This window comes from Janthinobacterium sp. BJB401, from assembly GCF_013372745.1.
GTDB classification, from domain to species: domain Bacteria; phylum Pseudomonadota; class Gammaproteobacteria; order Burkholderiales; family Burkholderiaceae_D; genus Janthinobacterium; species Janthinobacterium rivuli.
Genome location: NZ_JABXFH010000028.1, coordinates 41,026 through 61,159 on the forward strand (window position 1 = coordinate 41,026; position 20,134 = coordinate 61,159).

Consider the following 20,134-nt stretch of genomic DNA (forward strand, 5'->3'; position numbering starts at 1 on the left):
GGCATCATGTCATGATCCGCCCAGTTTTTTGAGGTTCCCTAGCGACGCATTTTTAGGAGTAATCCTATATCTCACTCCCATGATCTTTTGGACAATAATTTTCAGTTCAGCTCACCAGGAATATTTTTATAAAAACGTATTTCACCCGCCATCTCAAAGATCGTTTTTATATAAAAATATTGCAAACCATATAGGTCTTGGTGAAAATTCTGAATATTTAACCGTCCCACAGATCGTGAGTCGATTCATTTAACTTACTACACGGAGTCAAAAATGCAGGTTATGACATCAGCGGAAATTGATGCAGTAAGCGGTGCTGGAGATGCAGGAGCTGCGATAGGCGCCGTAGCCGGAGGTATTGCTGGCCACATGTATGGTGGCGTCGCAGGTGCAGTCATCGGCTCCGCCTTTGGCCCTGCCGAGGCATGGCAGGCTATGTCATCGGCCGTCAGCTAGGCGGTTATATCGGCAGTGGAGGTGGTGGCTGGCTGGGTAGTCGGATGCAAAATCAATTAAGTGGGATGCAAAATCAATTAAAATAATAATTATCTAATGATTATATTTTTATGGCAATGCCGGGTGCTTCTATGGAAAAAATCAAGATGACAAGTATCAAACTGAATAAACTGGCATTGTTCATCAATACAGGATGCTGTCTTGCCGGGATCTTGGCCTATTCATTAGTTGCACCAGGTACACCCACATTAAACACAGCATGTTTTGCCGCTTTAGGTATGGCGGCTTCCTTCTTTGGCATAAAAGCCATAACAAAACGATTTCGCGGTACCATTTTTGAAAAAAATGACCATGCTAAAATTGATCCAAGCTCAGCAGCAGTAAAGTTTTTGCTGTCAGCACCAATTCTGTTGGCAATAGTTGAAATATCGGCGCTTTTATGGTTTGGTTTCGAACCAAGAAGTGTCAGTGCCATTCATATTATTGCTGCCTGCGCTGCAGGACAAAATGCTGAAGCCGCATTCAAAAGCTAGTTTATTGATCTAAAATTATGCCCTTCCATAGAGCTGGCATATCACTTATTCATCCGGCACATTCCGTAGTTCTGTCGCGTGATCATTCAATGTAACAGACAGAGTAAGACTTTCCGGCGATGTCGTATTTCAGTCCTTTCCCGGTAGGTATCACGATCGAAACCGAAGTTTGATTGCTATTCAAAAAAACTATTTTGTGTAACCAATCAAACGCTACTGCACCAAGCCCTAGCCCGCCTATGCAAGCGCTGTTCCGCCAGCAAGCCATCGAGCATCTGGGCAATAAACAATACGGCACGGTGCTGCTTGCGCGCCCTGTCAGCCATGTATTCCTGACCTGGCTGTTCCTTGCCATCACGCTGGCCATCGTCGCTTTCTTCATCTTCTTCAGCACCACGCGCAAGGCGCAGTCGCAGCGCGTGCTGTTGCCGACCGGCGGGGTGATCCGCATCATGCCGGGCCAGGCGGGCGTCATTGCCGGGGTACGCGTCAAGGAGGGGCAGGTGGTGCGCGCGGGCGAGGTACTGTTCGTGCTGTCGGGCGAGCGCAGCAGTGCCAATGCGGGGGCGCCCCAGCAAGTCGTCTCGAACCTGCTGAAAAGCCGGCGCGACAGCTATGACGCGGAATTGCAGCAGTCGCGCCTGCAATCGCGCCTGCCCGTCCTGCTGCAAACGGAAGCGGCCGAATGCGGCCTGGCCGCCGTGCATGGGGAAATCGCCGCTATGCCGATGGGCTTCAATACCCTGGTGGGCAACATAGGCAGCGGCCTGTCCGGCGGCCAGAAACAGCGCATTCTGCTGGCGCGCGTCCTGTACAAGAAGCCGAAGCTGCTGGTGCTCGACGAAGCGACCAGCCACCTCGATACGCGGAACGAACAGGCCGTGAACGCGGCAATCCAAACAATCGCGCTCACGCGCGTGATCGTTGCGCACCGCCCGGAAACTATCGCCATGGCGCAGCGGGTGGTGGTATTGTGTCAAGGGGCAATTTCCCAGGATGTTATGCAAGAGGTAAAGTGTACGGCGTAACTGTTGTATGCCGTTTCGTTTGATTATTGAGTAATTGTTTTTTTATGAGATTGCCATGAGCCGCAGCGGCCGTTTGTTCCTGCTGATGGACGCCATGCGCGCCAGGCGCGTGCCCGTCACGGCGGCCCAGCTGGCGCAGCAGCTGGGCGTTTCCGAGCGCACGATTTACCGCGATATCCAGACCCTGGCCGAACTGGGCGCGCCCCTGCAGGGCGAGGCCGGCATTGGCTATGTGCTGCGCCGTGGCGCCTTCCTGCCGCCGCTGATGTTCGGTCCCGATGAACTGGAGGCGCTGGTGCTGGGTGCGCGCTGGGTGCGTCGGCAGGGCGATGCGGGCCTGGCGCAGGCGGCCAGCAATGCCCTGGCCAAGATCGCGGCCGCCTCGCCGCGCGACCTGCGCGACAGCATGGCCGAGACCAGCTTGTGGGTGCCGCTGGGGCGCCCCGCCGATGGCACGCAGGCGGCCGATCGTTACGTGCAGCCCGTGCGCGAAGCGATCCGCTACGAACAGAAAATCACGCTCGCTTATCAGGATGAGCAGGGCAGCGCCACCTCGCGCACGGTGTGGCCGTTTGCGCTGGCCTTTTTCGAAGGCAAGCGCCTGCTGGCCGCCTGGTGCGAGCTGCGCGGCGATTACCGGCATTTCCGCATCGACCGCATCGTCAGCGTGCGGCAGCACGAGGAACGCTATCCCACGCGGCGCCACGTGCTGCTCGATGCCTGGCGCAAGGCGCACGAGATTGATCCGGAATCCTGATATCCGCTCCTGACAAAAACTGTCAGTGACGGCGACTACGATGGTGGCTTCCTTACTCACCGGAGTTATGCACCATGCGCCTGTACCACCACCCCATGTCCTCGAATGCCCGCCGTGCCCTGATGACGGCGATCCACCTCGGCCTGTCGCTGGAACTGGCCGAAGTCGACCTGATGAATGCGGACGACCGCCGCCGCCTGGGCGAACTGAACCCGAACGGCAAGGTGCCCGTGCTGGCCGATGGCGATTTCCTGCTGTGGGAATCGTGCGCCATCATGCAATACCTGGCCGAGCAGGTGCCGGGTCAGACGCTTTATCCGCAGGCGCCGCAAGCGCGCGCCGACGTCAACCGCTGGCTGTTCTGGGCCGCGCAGCACTTCGCGCCGGCCATCAGCGTGCTGGCCTGGGAACGCGCCTGGAAGGGCATGACGGGCAATGGTCCGGCGGATCCGCTGGAAGAGGCGCGCGGCGAGCGCGACCTGCATGAGTGCGCCGTGGTGCTGGACGCGCATCTGGCGGGGCGCAGTTGGATCCACGGAGACGATGTGACACTGGCCGATTTCGCCGTGGCCGCGCCGCTGATGTACAGCGAGGCCGTGCGGCTGCCGCTGGCGCAGTACCAGCATATCCAGGCGTGGTTTGCCCGCGTGCGGCAGCTGCGCGCCTGGCAGGAAACGGATGTGGAACTGTTGCCGGGATAATCTGCGCGCTAAGTGTGCCAGCGCACGGAGCTGGTGCGGCGCAACGCATAAGATAGGGCTGTCTCTTTCAGGACATCCCTAGCTTTGGACTTTACCCGCTTTCGAGCGGGTTTTTTTTTGAATAGCGGCTTGATAAATTGCCAATCGCTGCGCAGATGGGACGCACCCCACTTCCGCAGGTACGCCATGTTCATGCCACGCCATCCGAAACCCCTGTTGAGTACCAGGGCGGTCGCCACGCAAGTCGTCCAGCAAAAGCAGGGAACGCAGGCCATGGACAAGCATGTGCTGATCGTCGATACGCTCAAGCCGGCGGCGCCGCCGCCTGTCATCAAGAAGCCTGCAGGCTAATTACTTAGTGCACCAGCACCTTCAGCAGCGACTGCACTTCATCGTCCGATTCTTCCATGATGCTCGACAGGGTCGCATCGTCGCCGATCACGCAATCGATGCTGCCAGCGGCGCGGGCGGCGCGCACGGCGATGGCGGCCGGGCTTTCGTTGAGGGGCGACGAGACGGGCGCCAGGTCATTCGCCAGCAGCAGGGTGTCGCCCAGCGATTCGGGCGGAATGGCGCGCAAGCCTTCCCACAGCGCACCGATGGCGCCCATCACCGCTTCCGGCACCTTCAGTTTGGCCAGGACGCCGTGGCCGATGGCCTGTTCGCCATGTTCGACCCAGTCTTCCGGTTCGCCGTCGAGGATGCCGGGGAATTCGGCCGCGCGCGACAGCAGATAAAACCCGCCCACTTCATGCATGATGCCTGCAAACAGGGCCGTATCGGGGTCCACCTTGGTGACGCGGCGGGCCAGTACCTGCGACAGGGCCGCCACGTGGGCCGTGTGCTCCCACAGCTGATTGGCCTTCGCTTGCAGCACGGGATCGGTGATGGTGCTGCCCAGCTGGCGCACGATCAGCGATGCCACCACCGATTGCAGGGTACGCACGCCGAGCCGCTGCACGGCGTTGCGCACGCTGGTGATTTCATTGCCGGAACGGTTGAACGCCACGGAATTGGCGATGGCCACCGTGCGCGCGGCCAGCAGCGGGTCGGCCTGCACCAGCTTGGCGGCGGCCTCGATATGGCAGTCGGGATCGGCCAGCGCCTCTTGCAGCTTGAGCGAAGCGTCCACATTGGCAGGAAAGGTCAGCTCGCCACGAGCGGCTTGTGCGGCGATGCTTTTAAAGGCGTCGAGTCTGTTCATTGAAAAAATTATACTCGCAATATTTCCGTACGGAACTTTTTAACCATGATCTTTTCGCAAACAGCTTAGCAAAAGGCAAGCAAAGCCCCGTAAACGGAAAAAGGCATGCCCCGGTATCGGTGGCATGCCTCTTTTGATAACGCGAGCGTTATCAGTCTGCTTCGCTAAATATCGCGTCGCAGCCTTCAACGAGCTCATCGCTGTCTTCCAGTTCATCCGTCAAGCCCAGATCGAACAGTTCCTCGACGGCGTTCATGAAGCTGTTGTGCTTGGTGGCGCCGATCAGGCGGTAGATTTCGCCGTCTTCGTTGCGCACGCCGATGATCAGTTTTTCCTGGCGCACCAGTTCCGGCGTGCTGGCGTTGAGCAGCAGGTTGCCGATGATGTGTTTATCGAAATGAGCAGGCTTTTTGCCTTCGAGCAGTGAGGTTTTCAACTTGGTTTCCTTTGTCTTGTTTGAATGTCTGTGCTTGGTGAATGGTCAGCCGTTGGCGATGGCCTGTTTCAAGCCCGCCAGGGTGCTTTCCAGGCGTATGAAATCGTCTTCGGTATAGCCGTCGAACAGGCGCTGGCCCTGTTTTGTCAGCTTGGGGAACACGTCATGGAACACCTGTTCTCCCTCGCAGCTCAGGCGCACGTAATAGGAACGCTTGTCGCGCGGACAACGTTCGCGGATTACCAGCCCCTTTTGTTCCAGCCGGTCCACCACGCCCGTCAAAGTACCCTTGGTAATCAGGGTTTTCTGGCCCAGTTCCTTGTAGGACATGCCGGAGGTGTTGCCGAGCGTGGCGATGATGTCGAATTGCGCATGCGTCAAGCCGTACTGGCGCACGAAGTCGCCAGAAAACCGCTCGAAGCCTTGCATGCATTCGGCCAGCAGCCGGATACTTTTTAAATATCGTTCACCCATGGGGGTGATTATATCCTTCCGCCCCGCTTTTTTCCGCCGCGCCGGGATGCGCCCTTGCACGCGGGTCTCGATGGAGCGGAAGTCCGGTATCATGTGGGCAACTCAGCCCTTGCCCCTGGCCCGCCTCGCCGATGTCCTTCGCTAATCTTTCCCGTATCGGCCTCGACAAACCGCTGCGTTTGCTGCTGGTGCATGCCGGCGATGCCGAGTCGATCACCTGGGCCGGCCTGGTGCAGCCGCTGCGCCTGTGCGCGCGGGCGCTGGGGCCGGAGGCCCTGCGGCTGGACGTGCGCACGCCGGAACAGGTGGCCGCGCAGGGCGGCAACTGGCATATCGCGCTGCTGGTGGCCGACGAAACGGAGGCGCCGCTGCGCGCCGAGCTGTGCCGGGCCGTGATCGAACGCTGCCGTTCGGCGCCATTCTGGGGCGGCGTGGGCGCGGCCGTGCTGTGGCTGGCCGACGCGGGCGTCATGGATGGCGTGCGCATCGCCTTGCCGTGGGCCCTGTACGCGGATGCGGAAGCCAAGGCCGAACGGGCCATTTTAACGCCGCACCTGTTCGATATCGACGGCCCGCACATCACCTGTTGCGGCGGCGCGGCCAGCATCGACTTTTCGCTGACCCTGATCGAAACGATCTTTGGCGCCGACGTGCAGGCCCTCGTCAAGGAAGCGCTGTGTGTGGACAAGGTGCGCGGCAAGGAAGAGCGCCAGAGGGTGGCCCTGCAGGCGCGTTTCGGCGTGCTGCAGCCGAAATTGTCCGAAGCGGTGACCTTGATGGAAGCCAATATCGAGGAGCCGCTGTCGACGGACGACATCGCCAGCCTGGTGGGCTTGTCGCGGCGCCAGCTGGAGCGGTTGTTCAAGCAATACCTGGGCAGCTTGCCGTCGCGCTACTACCTGGAGCTGCGCCTGCAGCGCTCACGGCAACTGTTGCTCGATACACATTATTCCATCGTGCAAGTCGGCCTGATGTGCGGCTTTTCTTCCGGTTCGCACTTTTCCACGGCCTTTGGCACCCTGTTTGGCAATACGCCGCGGGAAGAGCGGCAGCGCAAGCTCATGCCTCCCGCGTAATTAAGCAAGCCTGGCTGTGATGAATTGTGAAAATCCTTGTCGCAGATCCAAAAGAGTTTTAGCATCCCGCTTTTTATAATGCAGTACACACGTAGCTGTCGTAGCTGCGGAGTACCTAACATATTGATGGGGAAATGCTATGAATGCCAAGCTTGATTCGACCGTAACGGCTCGTCCAGTCACCCGGGAAACCTTTGACCAGGTCCTCGTTCCTACCTACGCCCCTGCAGCCATGGTGCCCGTGCGCGGTTCCGGTCTGGATCTGTGGGACCAGACTGGCAAGCATTACCTCGATTTCACCTCCGGCATCGCCGTCAACAGCCTGGGCCACTGCCATCCGGCCCTGGTCGACGTGCTGACCAAGCAAATCAATAATTTGTGGCATTTGGGCAACGGCTATACCAACGAGCCTGTCCTGCGCCTGGCGCTGGCCCTGACGGAAGCGACCTTCGCCGACCGCGCCTTCTTCTGCAACTCGGGCGCGGAAGCCAACGAAGCGGCCCTGAAACTGGCGCGCAAGTACGCGCACACCAAGTTTGGCGCGCACAAGTCGCGTATCATCTCGTGCTTCAGCTCTTTCCACGGCCGCACCCTGTTTACGGTCTCCGTCGGCGGCCAGGCCAAGTACACGGAAGGCTTCGAGCCGCTGCCGCCGTCGATCGACCACATCGCCTACAACGACATCGAAGCGGCGCGCGCCGCCATCGGCGATGACGTGTGCGCCGTGATCGTCGAGCCGGTACAAGGCGAAGGCGGCGTGGTGCCGGGCAACCCTGAGTTCCTGAAGGAATTGCGCGCCCTGTGCGACAAGACGGGCGCCCTGTTGATTTTCGACGAAGTCCAGAGCGGCATGGGCCGCACTGGCGCGTTGTTCGCCTACATGGGCTACGGCGTCACGCCGGACATCCTGACGGCCGCCAAGGCGCTGGGCAACGGCTACCCGATCGGCGCCATGCTGACCACGAATGAACTGGCGCAGACCCTGGCCGTCGGCACCCACGGCACCACCTACGGCGGTAACCCGTTGGCCGCCACCGTGGCCTTGACCGTGCTGGAGACGATCAACACGCCGGCATTCCTGGCGCGCGTGAAAGAAGCGAGCGTCAACACCATCGCCATGCTGCAAGGCTTGATCACGGATTACCCGCAAGTGTTCTCCATCGTGCGCGGCAGCGGTTTGCTGCTGGGCCTGGTAGTCAGCGATGCTTACAAAGGCCGCGCGAAAGACATCCAGAAAGCGGCCGAAGCGCAAGGCTTGATGGTGCTGATCGCCGGCATGGACGTGGTGCGCCTGGCGCCGGCCCTGATCGTCTCGGACGAGCAAATCGCCGAAGCGGGCCGTCTGCTGCGCGTGGCCATCGACGGCATGCTGAAAGCCTGAAGCTAGCCCCGCTCCCTGTTTGATCACCGGCCCGCCGCTTTGCTGCGGGCCGGCTTGGTTCTACCCGGGTATTTAGCCCAAGTATCGTCAGCATTGAAGGAGTACCCATGTATGTTGTCCGTCCGGTAGAAATTGCGGATATCGCAGCCCTCGAAGCGCTGGCCGCGGTAACCATGCCGGGTGTCCATACCCTGCCGAAGACGCGCGAAAAAATCGCCGCCTCCGTCGAGCGCTCCATCGCCTCGTTTGCCGCCCATGTCGACATCCCCAGCGAAGAGTCGTATCTCTTCGTGCTTGAATCCCTGCTCGACAAGAGCATTGCCGGCACGGCCGCCATCTTTGCCTCGGCCGGCTCGAACGGCACCTATTTTTCCTTTCGCAACGACGTCATCCAGCAAGTCTCGCGCGACCTGAACATCAGCCACAGCGTGCATGCGCTGACCCTGTGCTCGGAGTTGACGGCATACTCGCAGCTGTCCGGTTTCTATGTGCGCAACATGGAGCAGGCGGGCCTGGAAGCGGCCCTGTTGTCGCGCGCGCGGCTGCTGTTCGCCGTACTGGCGCCTCACCGCTTCGGCGACCGCTTCTTCGTGCCGCTGGCCGGCATCACGGACGCCAACGGCCAGTCGCCGTTCTGGGATGCGCTGGGCCGCAAGTTCTTCCAGATGGATTTCCTCGATGCCGAAAAAGTCATCGGCGGCGCGCGCAACCGCACCCTGATCGTGGAACTGATGCCGCATTACCCCGTGTACGTGCCGCTGCTGCCCGGCGACGCGCAGGCGGCCATGGGCCAGATCCATCCGAGCGGCGAACTGGCATTCAATTTGCTGACGGAAGAAGGCTTTGAAGCCGACGATTACATCGACATCTTCGATGGCGGTCCGATCCTGCAGGCACACAAGCATGCGCTGCGCTCGTTTACGGGCTCGCTCACGCGCCGCGTCGTCGCAGGCGTCACGCCCAGCCGCACGGGCCTGAAAGTGCATTACGCGGTCGCATCGGGCGCGGAACGCAACTTCCGCGCCGTCACCTTTACCTGCGATGCGCTCGAAGCGCAGGACACCGTCGGCTTGCCGCCCGAGCTGCTTGAAGCGCTGGCCGTGGCCGAAGGCGACAGCGTCATTTGCGTGCGCATTTAACCGAGAGAACATTATGCTAGTAGTACGCGCCATCAACGCTTCTGACCTGGACGCCCTGTACGGCTTGGCCAGCCAGGTCGGCACCGGCATGACCACCCTCAAGCCGGACATGAAAATGCTGGGCGACCGCCTGGCCATCGCCTGCGCTTCGTTCGCCGAAACCATCCCGCCCGAAAAGCGCGACTACATGTTCGTCATGGAGGATACGGATACGGGCCGCCTGGCCGGCGTGTGCGCCATCAAGGGCGCCGTGGGCCTGGAAGAGCCGTTCTATAACTACCGCATCGGCACCCTGGTCCACTCCAGCCGCGAACTCGATGTGTTTACGCGCATGGAAACGCTGTACCTGTCGAACGACCTGACGGGCAGCACGGAACTGTGCTCGCTGTTTCTGCACCCTGATTACCGCAGCGGCAACAACGGCAAGCTGCTGTCGAAAAGCCGCTTCCTGTTCATCGCCCAGTTCCCGCACCTGTTCACGGAAAAGCTGATCGCCGAAATGCGCGGCTACCAGGCGCCGGACGGCAGCTCGCCGTTCTATGAAGGCCTGGGGCGCCACTTCTTCAAGATGGATTTCCACCACGTCGACGACTTGACGAGCCTGGGCAAGAAATCCTTCATCGCCGAATTGATGCCGCGCCAACCGATGTACGTGGCCTACCTGCCCGACGAGGCGCAGGAAGTCATTGGCAAGGTGCATCTGAGCACGGCGCCCGCGCGCCGCCTGCTGGAACAGGAAGGCTTGCACTTCGAAGGCTATGTCGATATTTTCGACGCCGGTCCCGTGCTGCAGGCGCGCGTGTCCGAGTTGCGCGCCATGCGCGACAGCATGCCGGCCGTGCTCGACGCCGCGACTGTGCCAGTGCCTGTGCCGGAAGTGTGCGGCGACACGGCCCTGGCCGAACCTTACCTGGTGTCGAACACCGACCTGAAAGATTTCCGCATGATCGTCACCGGCGCCAATCCGCACAGCGGCAAGATCGCGCTGGACGACGATGAACTGCATCTGCTGCGCTGCCATCACGGCGACACCGTGCGCACCTTGTCACTCAACCCGAGGAAGCATCCCCATGTCTAAATCGTCCAACCTTAATTCATCTACCGCAGCATCGAACTTCATCAACGGCGCCTGGCTGCCGGGCACGGGCCGCGAACTGCTCACCATCGACCCGTCGACCGGCAAGCAGACCTGGGCCAGCCTGGAAGCGACAGAGAATGAAGTCGAACAGGCTTGTCAGGCCGCCCGCGCCGCCTTTGAAGCGTGGGCCGATACGCCCGTCGAAGAGCGTATCGCCATCTGCGTGCGTTTTCGCGAACTGCTGAAGGAACATGCGGAAGCGCTGGCGCTGCTGATCTCGGAAGAAGTGGGTAAACCCTTGTGGGAGTCGCGCACGGAAGTGGCCACCATGGCCAACAAGATCGATATCTCGGTGCAGTCGTACAACGCGCGCACGGGCATCACGCAAAGCAAGATCGCCGATGGCGACGCCGTGCTGCGCCACCGCCCGCATGGCGTGTTCGGCGTGTTCGGCCCGTACAATTTCCCCGGCCACCTGCCGAACGGCCACATCGTGCCGGCCCTGATCGCCGGTAACACCATCGTCTTCAAGCCCAGCGAATATGCACCGCGCACGGCCATCAAAACCGTGCAGCTGTGGCAGCAGGCCGGCTTGCCCAATGGCGTCGTCAACCTCGTCAACGGTGGGCGCGATACGGGCGTGGCGCTGGGCGCCAATCCACACCTCGACGGCGTATTGTTTACGGGTTCGTGCCAGACGGGCATCAGCCTGCACCGCCAGTTCGGCGGCCAGCCGGGCAAGATGCTGGCGCTGGAAATGGGCGGCAATAACGCTTTGGTGGTGTGGGACGTCAAGGACGTGGACGCGGCCGTGCACCACGCGATCTTCTCTGCCTTTGTTTCGGCCGGCCAGCGCTGCACCTGCGCGCGCCGCCTGGTGGTGCAGGATAATGCCTTTGGTGCCGCCTTCATCGCGCGCCTGGTGGAAGTGGCCGCGAAACTGGGCATCGGCGCGTCCGATGCGCAGCCGCAGCCATTCATGGGTCCCGTGGTATCGAGCGCCGTGGCCGCGCGCCTGGTGCAGGCGCAATCGGACATGGTCGCCAAGGGCGGCACCACCTTGCTGCAGATGCGTCAGTTGAATCCCGAGGCGGGCTTTGTCACGGCCGGTATCGTCGACGTCACCAACGCCACCGGCATCCCCGACGAGGAATGGTTTGGCCCGTTGCTGCAAGTGATACGCGTGGCCGATTTCAACGCGGCCCTGAAGGTCGCCAACGCCACCGAATTCGGCCTGGCCGCGGCGCTCCTGTCCGACGACCCGGCCCTGTGGCAAACCTTCCAGGTACGCGCGCGCGCTGGCATCATCAACTGGAACCGTCCGACCACGGGCGCGGCCAGCACGGCGCCGTTCGGCGGCGTCGGCAAGTCGGGCAACCACCGTCCGAGCGCGTATTACGCGGCCGATTACTGCGCCTACCCGGTCGCCTCGATCGAGAACAGCGCGCTGGAAATGCCGGCCAAGCTGTCGCCCGGCCTGAATTTTTAAGGAAACTCCCCATGCACAGCACGCGTGAATACAATTTTGACGGCCTGGTCGGGCCATCGCATAACTATGCCGGACTCTCGTTCGGCAACGTGGCCTCGTTCAGCAATGTGAAAAGCGCTTCGAATCCGAAGCAGGCCGCCTTGCAGGGCCTGGCCAAGATGCGCGCCCTGGCCGCGCGCGGCTTTGCGCAAGCCTTGCTGCCGCCGCAGGACCGGCCGAATTTCCGCCTGCTGCGCTCCATCGGCTTCACGGGCACGGATGCCGAGGTGCTGGCGCGCGCCTACAAGGAATCCCCTGTGATTCTGGCCTGCGCGTATTCCGCCTCGCCCATGTGGACGGCGAATGCCGCCACGGTCAGCCCGTCGGCCGACACGCAAGATGGCCGCGTGCATTTCACGGCCGCCAATCTGAATAACAAGCTGCACCGCGCCTTCGAGCACGCGCAGTCGGCGCGCAGCCTGCGCGCCATTTTCAGCGATGACAAGCACTTTGCCGTGCACGACGCGTTGCCGTCCACGCCCGCCTTTGGCGACGAGGGCGCGGCCAACCACACGCGTCTGGGCGCCAGCCACGGCGCGCCATCCGTTGAACTGTTCGTGTATGGCCGGGTGGAGTTCGACCCATCGGCGCCGTCGCCGAAGCGCTATCCGGCGCGCCAGACGCTGGAAGCGTCGCAAGCCGTGGCGCGCCTGCATGGCCTGGACGCGAAGCGCACCGTGTACGTGCAGCAGAACCCGGACGTGATCGACCAGGGCGTGTTCCATAACGACGTCATCGCCGTCGGCAATGGCAATGTGCTGTTCTACCATGAACAGGCGTTTGCCGATGAAGAAGCCAGCTTGTCGCAGCTGCACCGCGCCGTCGCCGCCACGGGTGCCGAGTTGCACGCGCTGCGCGTGGACACGGGCCAGGTACCGATCCAGGATGCGGTGACCAGCTATCTGTTCAACAGCCAGTTGCTGACGAAAGAGGGCGGCAAGATGGCGCTGGTGATACCGCAGGAGTGTCAGGAAAACCGCGCCGTGTCGCGCTACCTGGAAGGTCTGGTGGCCAGCGGTGGTCCGATTGACGAACTGATTCATTTCGATCTGCGCCAGAGCATGCGCAACGGCGGCGGGCCCGCCTGCCTGCGTTTGCGCGTGGCCCTGATGGAAACCGAGGCGCGCGCCATGCATCAGGGCGTGATCATGACGGAAACGCTGTACCATCGGCTGGTGCAGTGGGTGGAAAAACACTACCGTGACCATCTGGAGCCGGGCGACCTGGCCGACCCGCAGCTGGCGCTGGAAGTGCATGCGGCGCTTGAAGAATTGACGATCATCCTCAACTTACCTGGATTGTACGACTTGTAGGCGATAGAAAAAACACAGAACAAATCCGAGACAACTATCCGTAGCACAGACAGAATTGGACGGGCGACCCCCGTCTCTTGACACCGCTGCCGCCCAGCCACAAGCCCGAACGACAGCGTTGGACATTCACATTACCGTAATGGAGATGCAAGATGAATCACACGCCACAAGATTTGCGTACACAAACGCTGGAGTTGATTAACGCGGCTGGCAATGCAGGCAAGGCGGCGGCGCCTGTCGTGCAGCTGGTGCAGGCATGGCTCGACTCGCTCGATGCCGAAGACCTGGCCGACATCGCGCCCGACAGTCTGGCGCCCGTGCTGGTGGACGGCTTCACGCAAGCGGCCAAGCGCACCGGCAACGGCTGCCAGATCGCCACCCTGCGTTATGCGGATGGCCGTGGCGGCATGGCGAGCGCCTTGCTGATCCTGAACGAAGACATGCCTTACCTGGTCGACTCCATCGTCATGACCATGCGCCGCCAGCACCTGGCCGTGCGCGGCGTGATGAACACCGTGCTGCCCGTGCGCCGCGCTCTTGATGGCAGCGTCGAAGCGGTGCGCCAGCCGGGCGACCCGCTCGAATCGTATGTGCTGGTGCTGCTCGACGAAGAGCTGGCGCCGGAAGCCCAGACCGCGCTGGTCGCCGCCCTGGAGACGGTCGCGCGCGACGCCGCCATCGTGCGCCGCGATGCCGCCGCCATGAGCGAGCGCCTGGCCACCGTCGCCACGGCTGCATCGCAGCATGGCGAAGAAGGCGCGGAAGTGGCGGCCTTCCTGGAGTGGGCCCGCAGCGGCGGCTTTGAAGTATTCGGCTACGCCTACTACCGCGTCAAGCCGGGCGTGCGCGAACTCGAACGCGACATTCCTAGCCGTGCCGGCGTGCTGCAGGATACGGCGCACCCGGTCTACGGCACCTGCCTGGCGAACATCCCCGGCGACTTCGACACCCTGGCCAAGCGCGACTCGGCGCTGTCCATCGTCAAGGCCGACGTGGCGGGCACTTTGCACCGCGACCAGCAGCTGGACTTCATCGGCGTGCGCGACATGGATGCGCAAGGCGCGATCCTGGGCGAGCATTGCTTCGTCGGCCTGTTCACCCGTGCCGGCAACTCCACCCCGCTGGCGGCGCTGCCGTTTGCGCGCGGCCGCGTGGCCAAGGTTTTGAGCCTGGCCGGCGTGCGCCAGCAAGGCTTCCGCGCCGAGAAATTCCGCGAAATCCTTGAATCCCTGCCGCGTACGGAAGCGCTGGAAGCGGACCTCGACTGGCTGGCGCAAGTGTGCGGCGCCGTCGTCTCGCTGTACAAGCAGCCGCGCACCAAGGTCTTCGCGCGCCGCGACGTGTATGCGCGCCACCTGAACGTGCTGGTCTACCTGCCGCGCGAGCGCTACAGCGCCAGCGTGGCATCGAGCCTGGCGAAAGCCCTGCAAGCCAGTTCCGGCGCCACGCACGTGAGTATGCAAACCCTGGTGGCCGACGGCCCCCTGGCGCGCGTCTACCTGATCGCCCACGCCGCGCGCTACCCGCTGGACCTGGAAACGGATATCGAACAGCCGCTGCTGAGCGTGCTCGATGGCTGGCATAACGGCTTTGCCGCCGTGGCCGACGCCGTGCCCGACGTGGCCCTGCGCAGCAGCCTGCGCAAACTTTGCGCGACTTTGCCGCTCGATTACGTGGCCGCCACCGCGCCGGCCGTCGCCTTCCGCGACCTCGACACCATCCTGCGCAATACGGATCCGGCGCACGTGGCCGTGCGCATCGAGACGGGCGCCGTCACCACGATTCGCCTGTACTCGGCCAACAAGGTGCCGCCGCTGTCGACCATCCTGCCGGCCCTGCACAATGCGGGCGTGGCCATCGACCGCGAACAGGCATACTCCGTTTCGCTGTCCGACGGCACGCGCTATTTCATCACCAGCCTGACGGTTGATGCCGCCAGCGCGGCGAAACTGGCGCAGCCATCCGTCGTCGCCGTGGCGCAGGAATTGTTTGCCGCCTTGTTCAACGACACGGCCGAAGATGGCCGCCTGAATGGCCTCGTCATCGAAGGCGGCTTGTCGACGCGCGAAGTGCAACTGGTACGCGCCTATACCAGCTACTGGCGCCAGACGGGCAGCCGCTTCTCGGTGCGCTACATCGCCGAAAGCCTGCGCAAGCAGCCGGCCCAGGTCAAAGCCCTGGTCGAAGCCTTCCTGCAGCGCTTCGATCCTTCGCTGTCCGACGCGCAGCACGCGCAAGCCCTGGAAAGCATCGCCGCCATCAAGGCCGGCCTGCCCTCCGTGAACCATGCCGATACCGAGGAAATCCTCGGCGCGCTGGCCGACCTGATGGCCGCCACCCTGCGCACCAGCTACTTCCAGAACAATCAACAAGGCGACAAGATCATCTTCAAGTTCGACACCAGCAGCTTGGCGCTGGTGCCGGAACCGCGTCCTTACCGCGAGATTTTCGTCTTCTCGCGCCGCTTCGAAGGCGTGCACCTGCGCGGCGGCCCCGTCGCCCGCGGCGGCTTGCGCTGGTCCGACCGGATGGAAGACTACCGCACCGAAGTGCTTGGCCTGGTGAAAGCGCAGATGGTCAAGAACGCCGTCATCGTGCCGGCCGGCGCGAAGGGCGGTTTCGTCTGCAAGATGATGCCGAAAGACGCCGTGCGTGAAACCATCGCGGCCGAAGGCGAAGCCGTCTACCGTCTGTTCATTTCCAGCCTGCTGGAAGTGACGGACAACCGCTCGCTGGGCAATATCGTCCCGCCGGTCGACACCGTCTGCTTCGATGAAGCCGATCCTTACCTGGTGGTCGCCGCCGACAAGGGCACGGCGACGTTCTCGGACATCGCCAACGGCATCGCAGTGCAGCGCGGTTTCTGGCTCGGCGACGCGTTCGCCTCGGGCGGCTCGAACGGCTATGACCACAAGAAGCTGGGCATCACCGCCAAGGGTGCATTCGAAGCCGTCAAGCGCCACTTCTATGAAATGGACCACGACCTCAATACCACCCCGATCACCATGGTCGGCGTGGGCGACATGTCGGGCGACGTGTTCGGCAATGGCGTATTGCTGTCGCGCCAGCTGAAACTGGTGGCCGCATTCGACCATCGCCACATCTTCCTCGATCCGACACCGGACGTCGCCGTCTCGTTCGAGGAACGCGCACGCCTGTTCGCCTTGCCGCGTTCCTCGTGGGATGACTACAACAAGGACTTGATCTCGGCAGGCGGCGGCGTGTATCCGCGCTCCGCCCGCAGCATCGAACTGTCGCCGCAGATCCGCGCCGCGCTCGATATCGCGGAAACTGCGCTGGCGCCGGAAGAACTGATGCATCGCATCCTGAAGTCGCCTGTGGACCTGTTCTACAACGGCGGCATCGGCACCTACATCAAGGCGTCGACGGAGAGCCACGCGCAAGTGAAGGACCGCGCGAATGACCACATCCGCGTCAGCGGCAATGAGCTGCGCGTAAAAGTCGTGGCCGAAGGCGGTAACCTCGGTGCGACGCAGGCGGGCCGTATCGAGTTCGCGCTGGCCGGTGGACGCATCTTCACCGATGCGATCGACAACTCGGCCGGCGTGGATTGCTCGGACCATGAAGTGAACGTGAAAATCTGGCTGGACGTGGAAGTCAATGCGGGCAAGCTGACGGAAGCCGAACGCAATCGCGAGCTGTATGCGATGACGGACGACGTCGAGCGCCTGGTCTTGCGCGACAACACGCAGCAGACGCATTTGCTGGTGCGCGAGTTGCAGGCGCAAAGCGAAAGCGCCGTGCAGGATGGCTATGCCGCGCTGATCGCCAGCCTGGAAGAAGAAGGCGCCCTGTCGCGCGAGCTGGAGCAACTGCCGTCGGTGGCCGAACTGGCACGCCGCAAGAGCGACGGTCGTGGCTTGAGCACGCCGGAACTGGCGGTGGTGATCGCCAACGTGAAGAACCGCTTCAAGCGCATCCTGTCCGCACTGCCGTTGACGGGCGAAACGTGGGCCGAGCCGGTCCTGAAACCGTACTTCCCGTCCTTGCTGGTGGAAACCCGTTCGGCGCTCGACCACCCGCTGGCCAACGCCATTCTGGCGACCGTGCTGGCCAATGAAGTGATCAACCGCTGCGGCCCGCTGATGATCCGCAACCTGGCGGCGGAACACGGCGTGGACGAATCGACCGTGATCCTGGCCTGGGGCCAGGCATGGGTGGCGCTGAACCTGGCGCCCGTGTTCGACGCGCTCGATGCGGATGCCTTGACGATTCCACGCGAGGTGTCGATCAAGGTCGACGCGCAAACGCGCGTGCTGCAGCAAACGATGATCGCCGGCGTGCTGTCGGTGCCGGCCGAGCAATTGCGCGGCGCCGGCCTGGCCGAACTGACTCGTTTGTTTGGCGCGGAATCGAAGCGCGAGCTGCTCAAAGCCGTCGGCATCAAGTCGGAAGCGGCGCTGGTGCCGGGCTTGAGTCCGGCCTTCGTGCAGGCGTGGGATGCGGTCGACGCGCTGGAAGTCGTTGCCGGCTTCCTGTTCCCGGCCCTGTCCGTGCCGCGTCCTGCTTCGATGGACCTGGCGGCCTTCCTGCAAGTGGGCCTGGCCCTGCGCAGCCAGGCGGGCATCGACACCCTGGAGCGTGGCCTGAAGCTGGCCGCGCAAGGCAAATCGCAGGAACAGTTGCGCAACTACGCGCAACAAGCGCTGCGCCGCACGCAACAGCGTCTGCTGACGCAGGTGCTGGCGCGCGCCGAGCAAGGCAATGCCGGCCAGGCAGTCGATGCCGTGACGGGCGCGCTGGGCCTGTCGGCCTATGTGGCGGCGACGGAACTGGAGCAAGCCATGCTGGACGTGTGGACCTTGTCGGAAGCCGTGAATAAAATCACGGCGAAAACCCCAGCGGAAGCGGCGGTGTAATGACGCAAGAAGTAACGCAGGTAATAGCACCGGTAGTAACACCGGTAGTGCAGGCGCTGGCGCAGGCCGATTTCAGCGGCGTGGCGCAGTTGTTTTCGGACGCCGGTTTCACGGTGGCCTTGCCGGCGCCCGGCATGCTGCAAGTCGTCAAACCGGGAGCCGGCCGCGCCAGCGTGGCCGTCTCGGTGGGCGTGCATGGCGACGAAACGGGACCGATCGAAGTGCTGGCGCATCTGCTCGACGCGCTGTCGCGCGATGCGTCCGCACTGGCCGTCGACCTGCTCGTTTGCGTGGGCAATGTCGATGCGATCCGGGCCGGCAAGCGTTTCATCGACGCCGACCTGAATCGCATGTTCCGCCCCGTGCGGGGCAGCCTGGCGCAAGCGGCGGAAAGCGCGCGCGCCGATGAGATGATCGCCGCGACAAAAGCGTTCTTTGCAGCGGCGGGCCCCGTGCGCTGGCACCTGGATTTGCACACGGCCATTCGGCCCTCCGTGTATCCCACGTTTGCCATCGTGCCGGACCTGGTGGCCGACGACGCCAAGGCGCAGCTGATAGCCTGGCTGGGCCAGGCCGCCATCGGCGCCATCATCATGAACCCGCAGTCGGCCGGCACCTACAGCTATTATTCGGCCGAGCATTTCGGTGCGGCCGCCAGTACGGTGGAGCTGGGCCGCGTGGGCACCCTGGGGCAGAACGATTTGTCCCTGTTCGACGACGTGTCGCGGGCGCTGGACGGCTTGCTGCGGGGCTTGCCTGCGCAGCCCGTCAAGGCAGCGCCGCACGTGTTCAAGGTGGCGCAGGAAATCATCAAGCACAGCGATGAATTCCGCATGGCGTTTGATCGCAGCACGCAGAATTTCACGTCCCTGCCGCAGCACGCCGTGATCGCCAGCGATGGCGACCACGTCTACACGGTGCAGCACGCGGAAGAACTGGTGGTGTTTCCCAACCCGGACGTGCGCGTGGGCTTGCGCGCGGGCTTGATGGTGGTGCGTACCTCCTGATCGTCCAGCCGTCACACAGCATCAAGCGCCAGCCGGGGAAACCCGCCTGGCGCTTTTTTCATAAAAAGATGCCGAACAGAAATAATTATCCATTAAGCAATCAACTGGTTTAAAATATTTGCCCTTTTGTAAATTCCTGGACCGATCATGTTGAAACGCCTGCTGACAGCGCTGCTGTGCCTGACCCTCTCCGGCCTGACGGCTGCCGCCCCTGCCGAGGAAAAGGCTGCCGCAACGGAAATGACGGCCGAGCAATTCCTCGCCCAGTTGCACCTGCAGCGCGGCAAGATCACTTTGCCGGGCGGCATCGCCACCCTGGATTTGCCCGCCAACTTCCGTTATTTGTCGCCGACGGATGCCGAGCGCGTGCTGGTTGATGCCTGGGGCAATCCGCCGGGCATGGAATCGCTGGGCATGATCGTGCCCGCCAAGATCAGCGTGCTTGAGCGCGATAGCTGGGGCGTGGTGGTGACGTATGAAAAGGAAGGGCATATCAAGGATGACGATGCGGACAGCATCAAGTACGACGAATTGCTCAAGGATATGCAGGCGTCCGTGCTGGAAAACAATGCGGAGCGCAAGAAGCAGGGCTATCCCGGCATCCATTTGATGGGCTGGGCGGAAAAACCCAGCTATGCCAAGGATACGCACAAGCTGTACTGGGCCAAGGATTTGATGGTCGATGGCGGCGAGCACTCGCTGAACTACAACGTGCGCGTGCTGGGCCGTGAAGGAGTGCTGAACCTGAACGCGATTGCCAGCATGCAGCAGATCGCGACGATCAAGACAGAGATGCAGCAAGTGACGGCGTTCACGGAATTTACCGACGGCAACCGCTACACGGATTTCGACAGCAAGACGGACAAGGTGGCCGAGTATGGCCTGGCGGCGCTGGTGGCTGGCGGCGTGGCCAGCAAGCTGGGCCTGTTTGGCAAACTGCTGGCGCTGCTGCTGGCCTTCAAGAAAGTGCTGCTCCTGGCCGTCGTGGGCGGCGGCGCGGCCATCGTCAAGTTTTTCACTGGCAAGCGCAAGGACAAGCCGGCACCGATACAGCCGCAGGAGTCCGTTGAACAGCCAGCGCATTTACCGGATGGCAAGGTGAATCTGGACAAGTAAGCTTGTGTGCGTACCCGCAGGCGGCGC

At 62.4% G+C, this 20,134-nt stretch carries 16 protein-coding genes and 2 pseudogenes; 15 read left to right on the forward strand and 3 right to left on the reverse strand.

Features of this window, described 5'->3' with window-relative positions; genetic code table 11:
- Window positions 1–587: 587 nt before the first annotated feature.
- From HWE17_RS17970 to HWE17_RS17995, 6 genes and pseudogenes are all read left to right on the forward strand, one after another.
- Window positions 588–989: a hypothetical protein gene (locus HWE17_RS17970; RefSeq protein WP_176389667.1), complete on the forward strand. Its 402-nt coding sequence runs from the start codon at window positions 588–590 to the stop codon at window positions 987–989.
- Window positions 990–1,441: 452 nt separating this feature from the next.
- Window positions 1,442–1,528: pseudogene (locus HWE17_RS28725) on the forward strand (biotin/lipoyl-binding protein); the annotation flags it as partial.
- Window positions 1,529–1,669: 141 nt separating this feature from the next.
- Window positions 1,670–2,017: pseudogene (locus HWE17_RS17980) on the forward strand (ATP-binding cassette domain-containing protein); the annotation flags it as partial.
- Window positions 2,018–2,072: 55 nt separating this feature from the next.
- A complete protein-coding gene (locus tag HWE17_RS17985; protein WP_176389668.1) occupies window positions 2,073–2,774 on the forward strand; it encodes a YafY family protein in 702 nt (233 codons plus the stop codon).
- A 74-nt stretch (window positions 2,775–2,848) separates the two neighbouring features.
- Window positions 2,849–3,475, forward strand: a complete 627-nt coding sequence (locus tag HWE17_RS17990) for a glutathione S-transferase family protein (protein ID WP_176389669.1) — start codon at window positions 2,849–2,851, stop codon at window positions 3,473–3,475.
- Between the two features lie 186 nt (window positions 3,476–3,661).
- The gene (locus HWE17_RS17995; RefSeq protein ID WP_158300282.1) at window positions 3,662–3,826 is read left to right on the forward strand and encodes a hypothetical protein; all 165 of its coding nucleotides are present in this window, start codon (window positions 3,662–3,664) and stop codon (window positions 3,824–3,826) included.
- A gap of 4 nt (window positions 3,827–3,830) precedes the next feature.
- Here HWE17_RS17995 and HWE17_RS18000 read toward each other — a convergent pair whose 3' ends face one another.
- From HWE17_RS18000 to HWE17_RS18010, 3 genes are all read right to left on the reverse strand, one after another.
- On the reverse strand, window positions 3,831–4,679 hold the full coding sequence (locus HWE17_RS18000; RefSeq protein ID WP_035822834.1) for an HDOD domain-containing protein: 849 nt from the start codon (window positions 4,677–4,679) through the stop codon (window positions 3,831–3,833).
- A gap of 151 nt (window positions 4,680–4,830) precedes the next feature.
- Window positions 4,831–5,115, reverse strand: coding sequence for a hypothetical protein (locus HWE17_RS18005; RefSeq protein WP_034745526.1), 285 nt, complete (start codon window positions 5,113–5,115; stop codon window positions 4,831–4,833).
- 45 nt (window positions 5,116–5,160) lie between these two features.
- Window positions 5,161–5,589, reverse strand: a complete 429-nt coding sequence (locus HWE17_RS18010; RefSeq protein WP_176389670.1) for a MarR family winged helix-turn-helix transcriptional regulator — start codon at window positions 5,587–5,589, stop codon at window positions 5,161–5,163.
- A 131-nt stretch (window positions 5,590–5,720) separates the two neighbouring features.
- On the opposite strand from HWE17_RS18010, the gene HWE17_RS18015 reads away from it, so the two are divergent.
- From HWE17_RS18015 to HWE17_RS18055, 9 genes are all read left to right on the forward strand, one after another.
- On the forward strand, window positions 5,721–6,665 hold the full coding sequence (locus tag HWE17_RS18015) for a GlxA family transcriptional regulator (protein WP_176389671.1): 945 nt from the start codon (window positions 5,721–5,723) through the stop codon (window positions 6,663–6,665).
- A 139-nt stretch (window positions 6,666–6,804) separates the two neighbouring features.
- Entirely contained in the window at window positions 6,805–8,046 is a 1,242-nt protein-coding gene (gene astC, locus HWE17_RS18020; protein WP_099403994.1) for an acetylornithine/succinylornithine family transaminase, read from the forward strand.
- A gap of 107 nt (window positions 8,047–8,153) precedes the next feature.
- Window positions 8,154–9,185 (forward strand): arginine N-succinyltransferase, encoded by a 1,032-nt coding sequence (locus HWE17_RS18025; protein ID WP_099376231.1) that lies wholly within the window; start codon window positions 8,154–8,156, stop codon window positions 9,183–9,185.
- 13 nt (window positions 9,186–9,198) lie between these two features.
- A complete protein-coding gene (gene astA / locus HWE17_RS18030; protein WP_099376232.1) occupies window positions 9,199–10,263 on the forward strand; it encodes an arginine N-succinyltransferase in 1,065 nt (354 codons plus the stop codon).
- Entirely contained in the window at window positions 10,256–11,752 is a 1,497-nt protein-coding gene (astD, locus tag HWE17_RS18035; protein WP_176389672.1) for a succinylglutamate-semialdehyde dehydrogenase, read from the forward strand. The genes astA and astD overlap by 8 nt, the downstream gene beginning before the upstream one ends.
- Window positions 11,753–11,763: 11 nt before the next feature.
- The gene (gene astB, locus HWE17_RS18040) at window positions 11,764–13,104 is read left to right on the forward strand and encodes an N-succinylarginine dihydrolase (RefSeq protein WP_176389673.1); all 1,341 of its coding nucleotides are present in this window, start codon (window positions 11,764–11,766) and stop codon (window positions 13,102–13,104) included.
- A gap of 152 nt (window positions 13,105–13,256) precedes the next feature.
- Window positions 13,257–17,984: an NAD-glutamate dehydrogenase domain-containing protein gene (locus tag HWE17_RS18045; protein ID WP_176389674.1), complete on the forward strand. Its 4,728-nt coding sequence runs from the start codon at window positions 13,257–13,259 to the stop codon at window positions 17,982–17,984.
- Window positions 17,984–18,991, forward strand: coding sequence for a succinylglutamate desuccinylase (locus HWE17_RS18050; protein ID WP_099403989.1), 1,008 nt, complete (start codon window positions 17,984–17,986; stop codon window positions 18,989–18,991). Before HWE17_RS18045 ends, HWE17_RS18050 begins: the two co-directional genes overlap by 1 nt.
- A gap of 147 nt (window positions 18,992–19,138) precedes the next feature.
- Window positions 19,139–20,107 carry a DUF2167 domain-containing protein gene (locus tag HWE17_RS18055; protein ID WP_176389675.1) on the forward strand — a complete coding sequence of 323 codons (969 nt, stop codon included), beginning with the start codon at window positions 19,139–19,141 and terminating at the stop codon, window positions 20,105–20,107.
- Window positions 20,108–20,134: the final 27 nt, after the last annotated feature.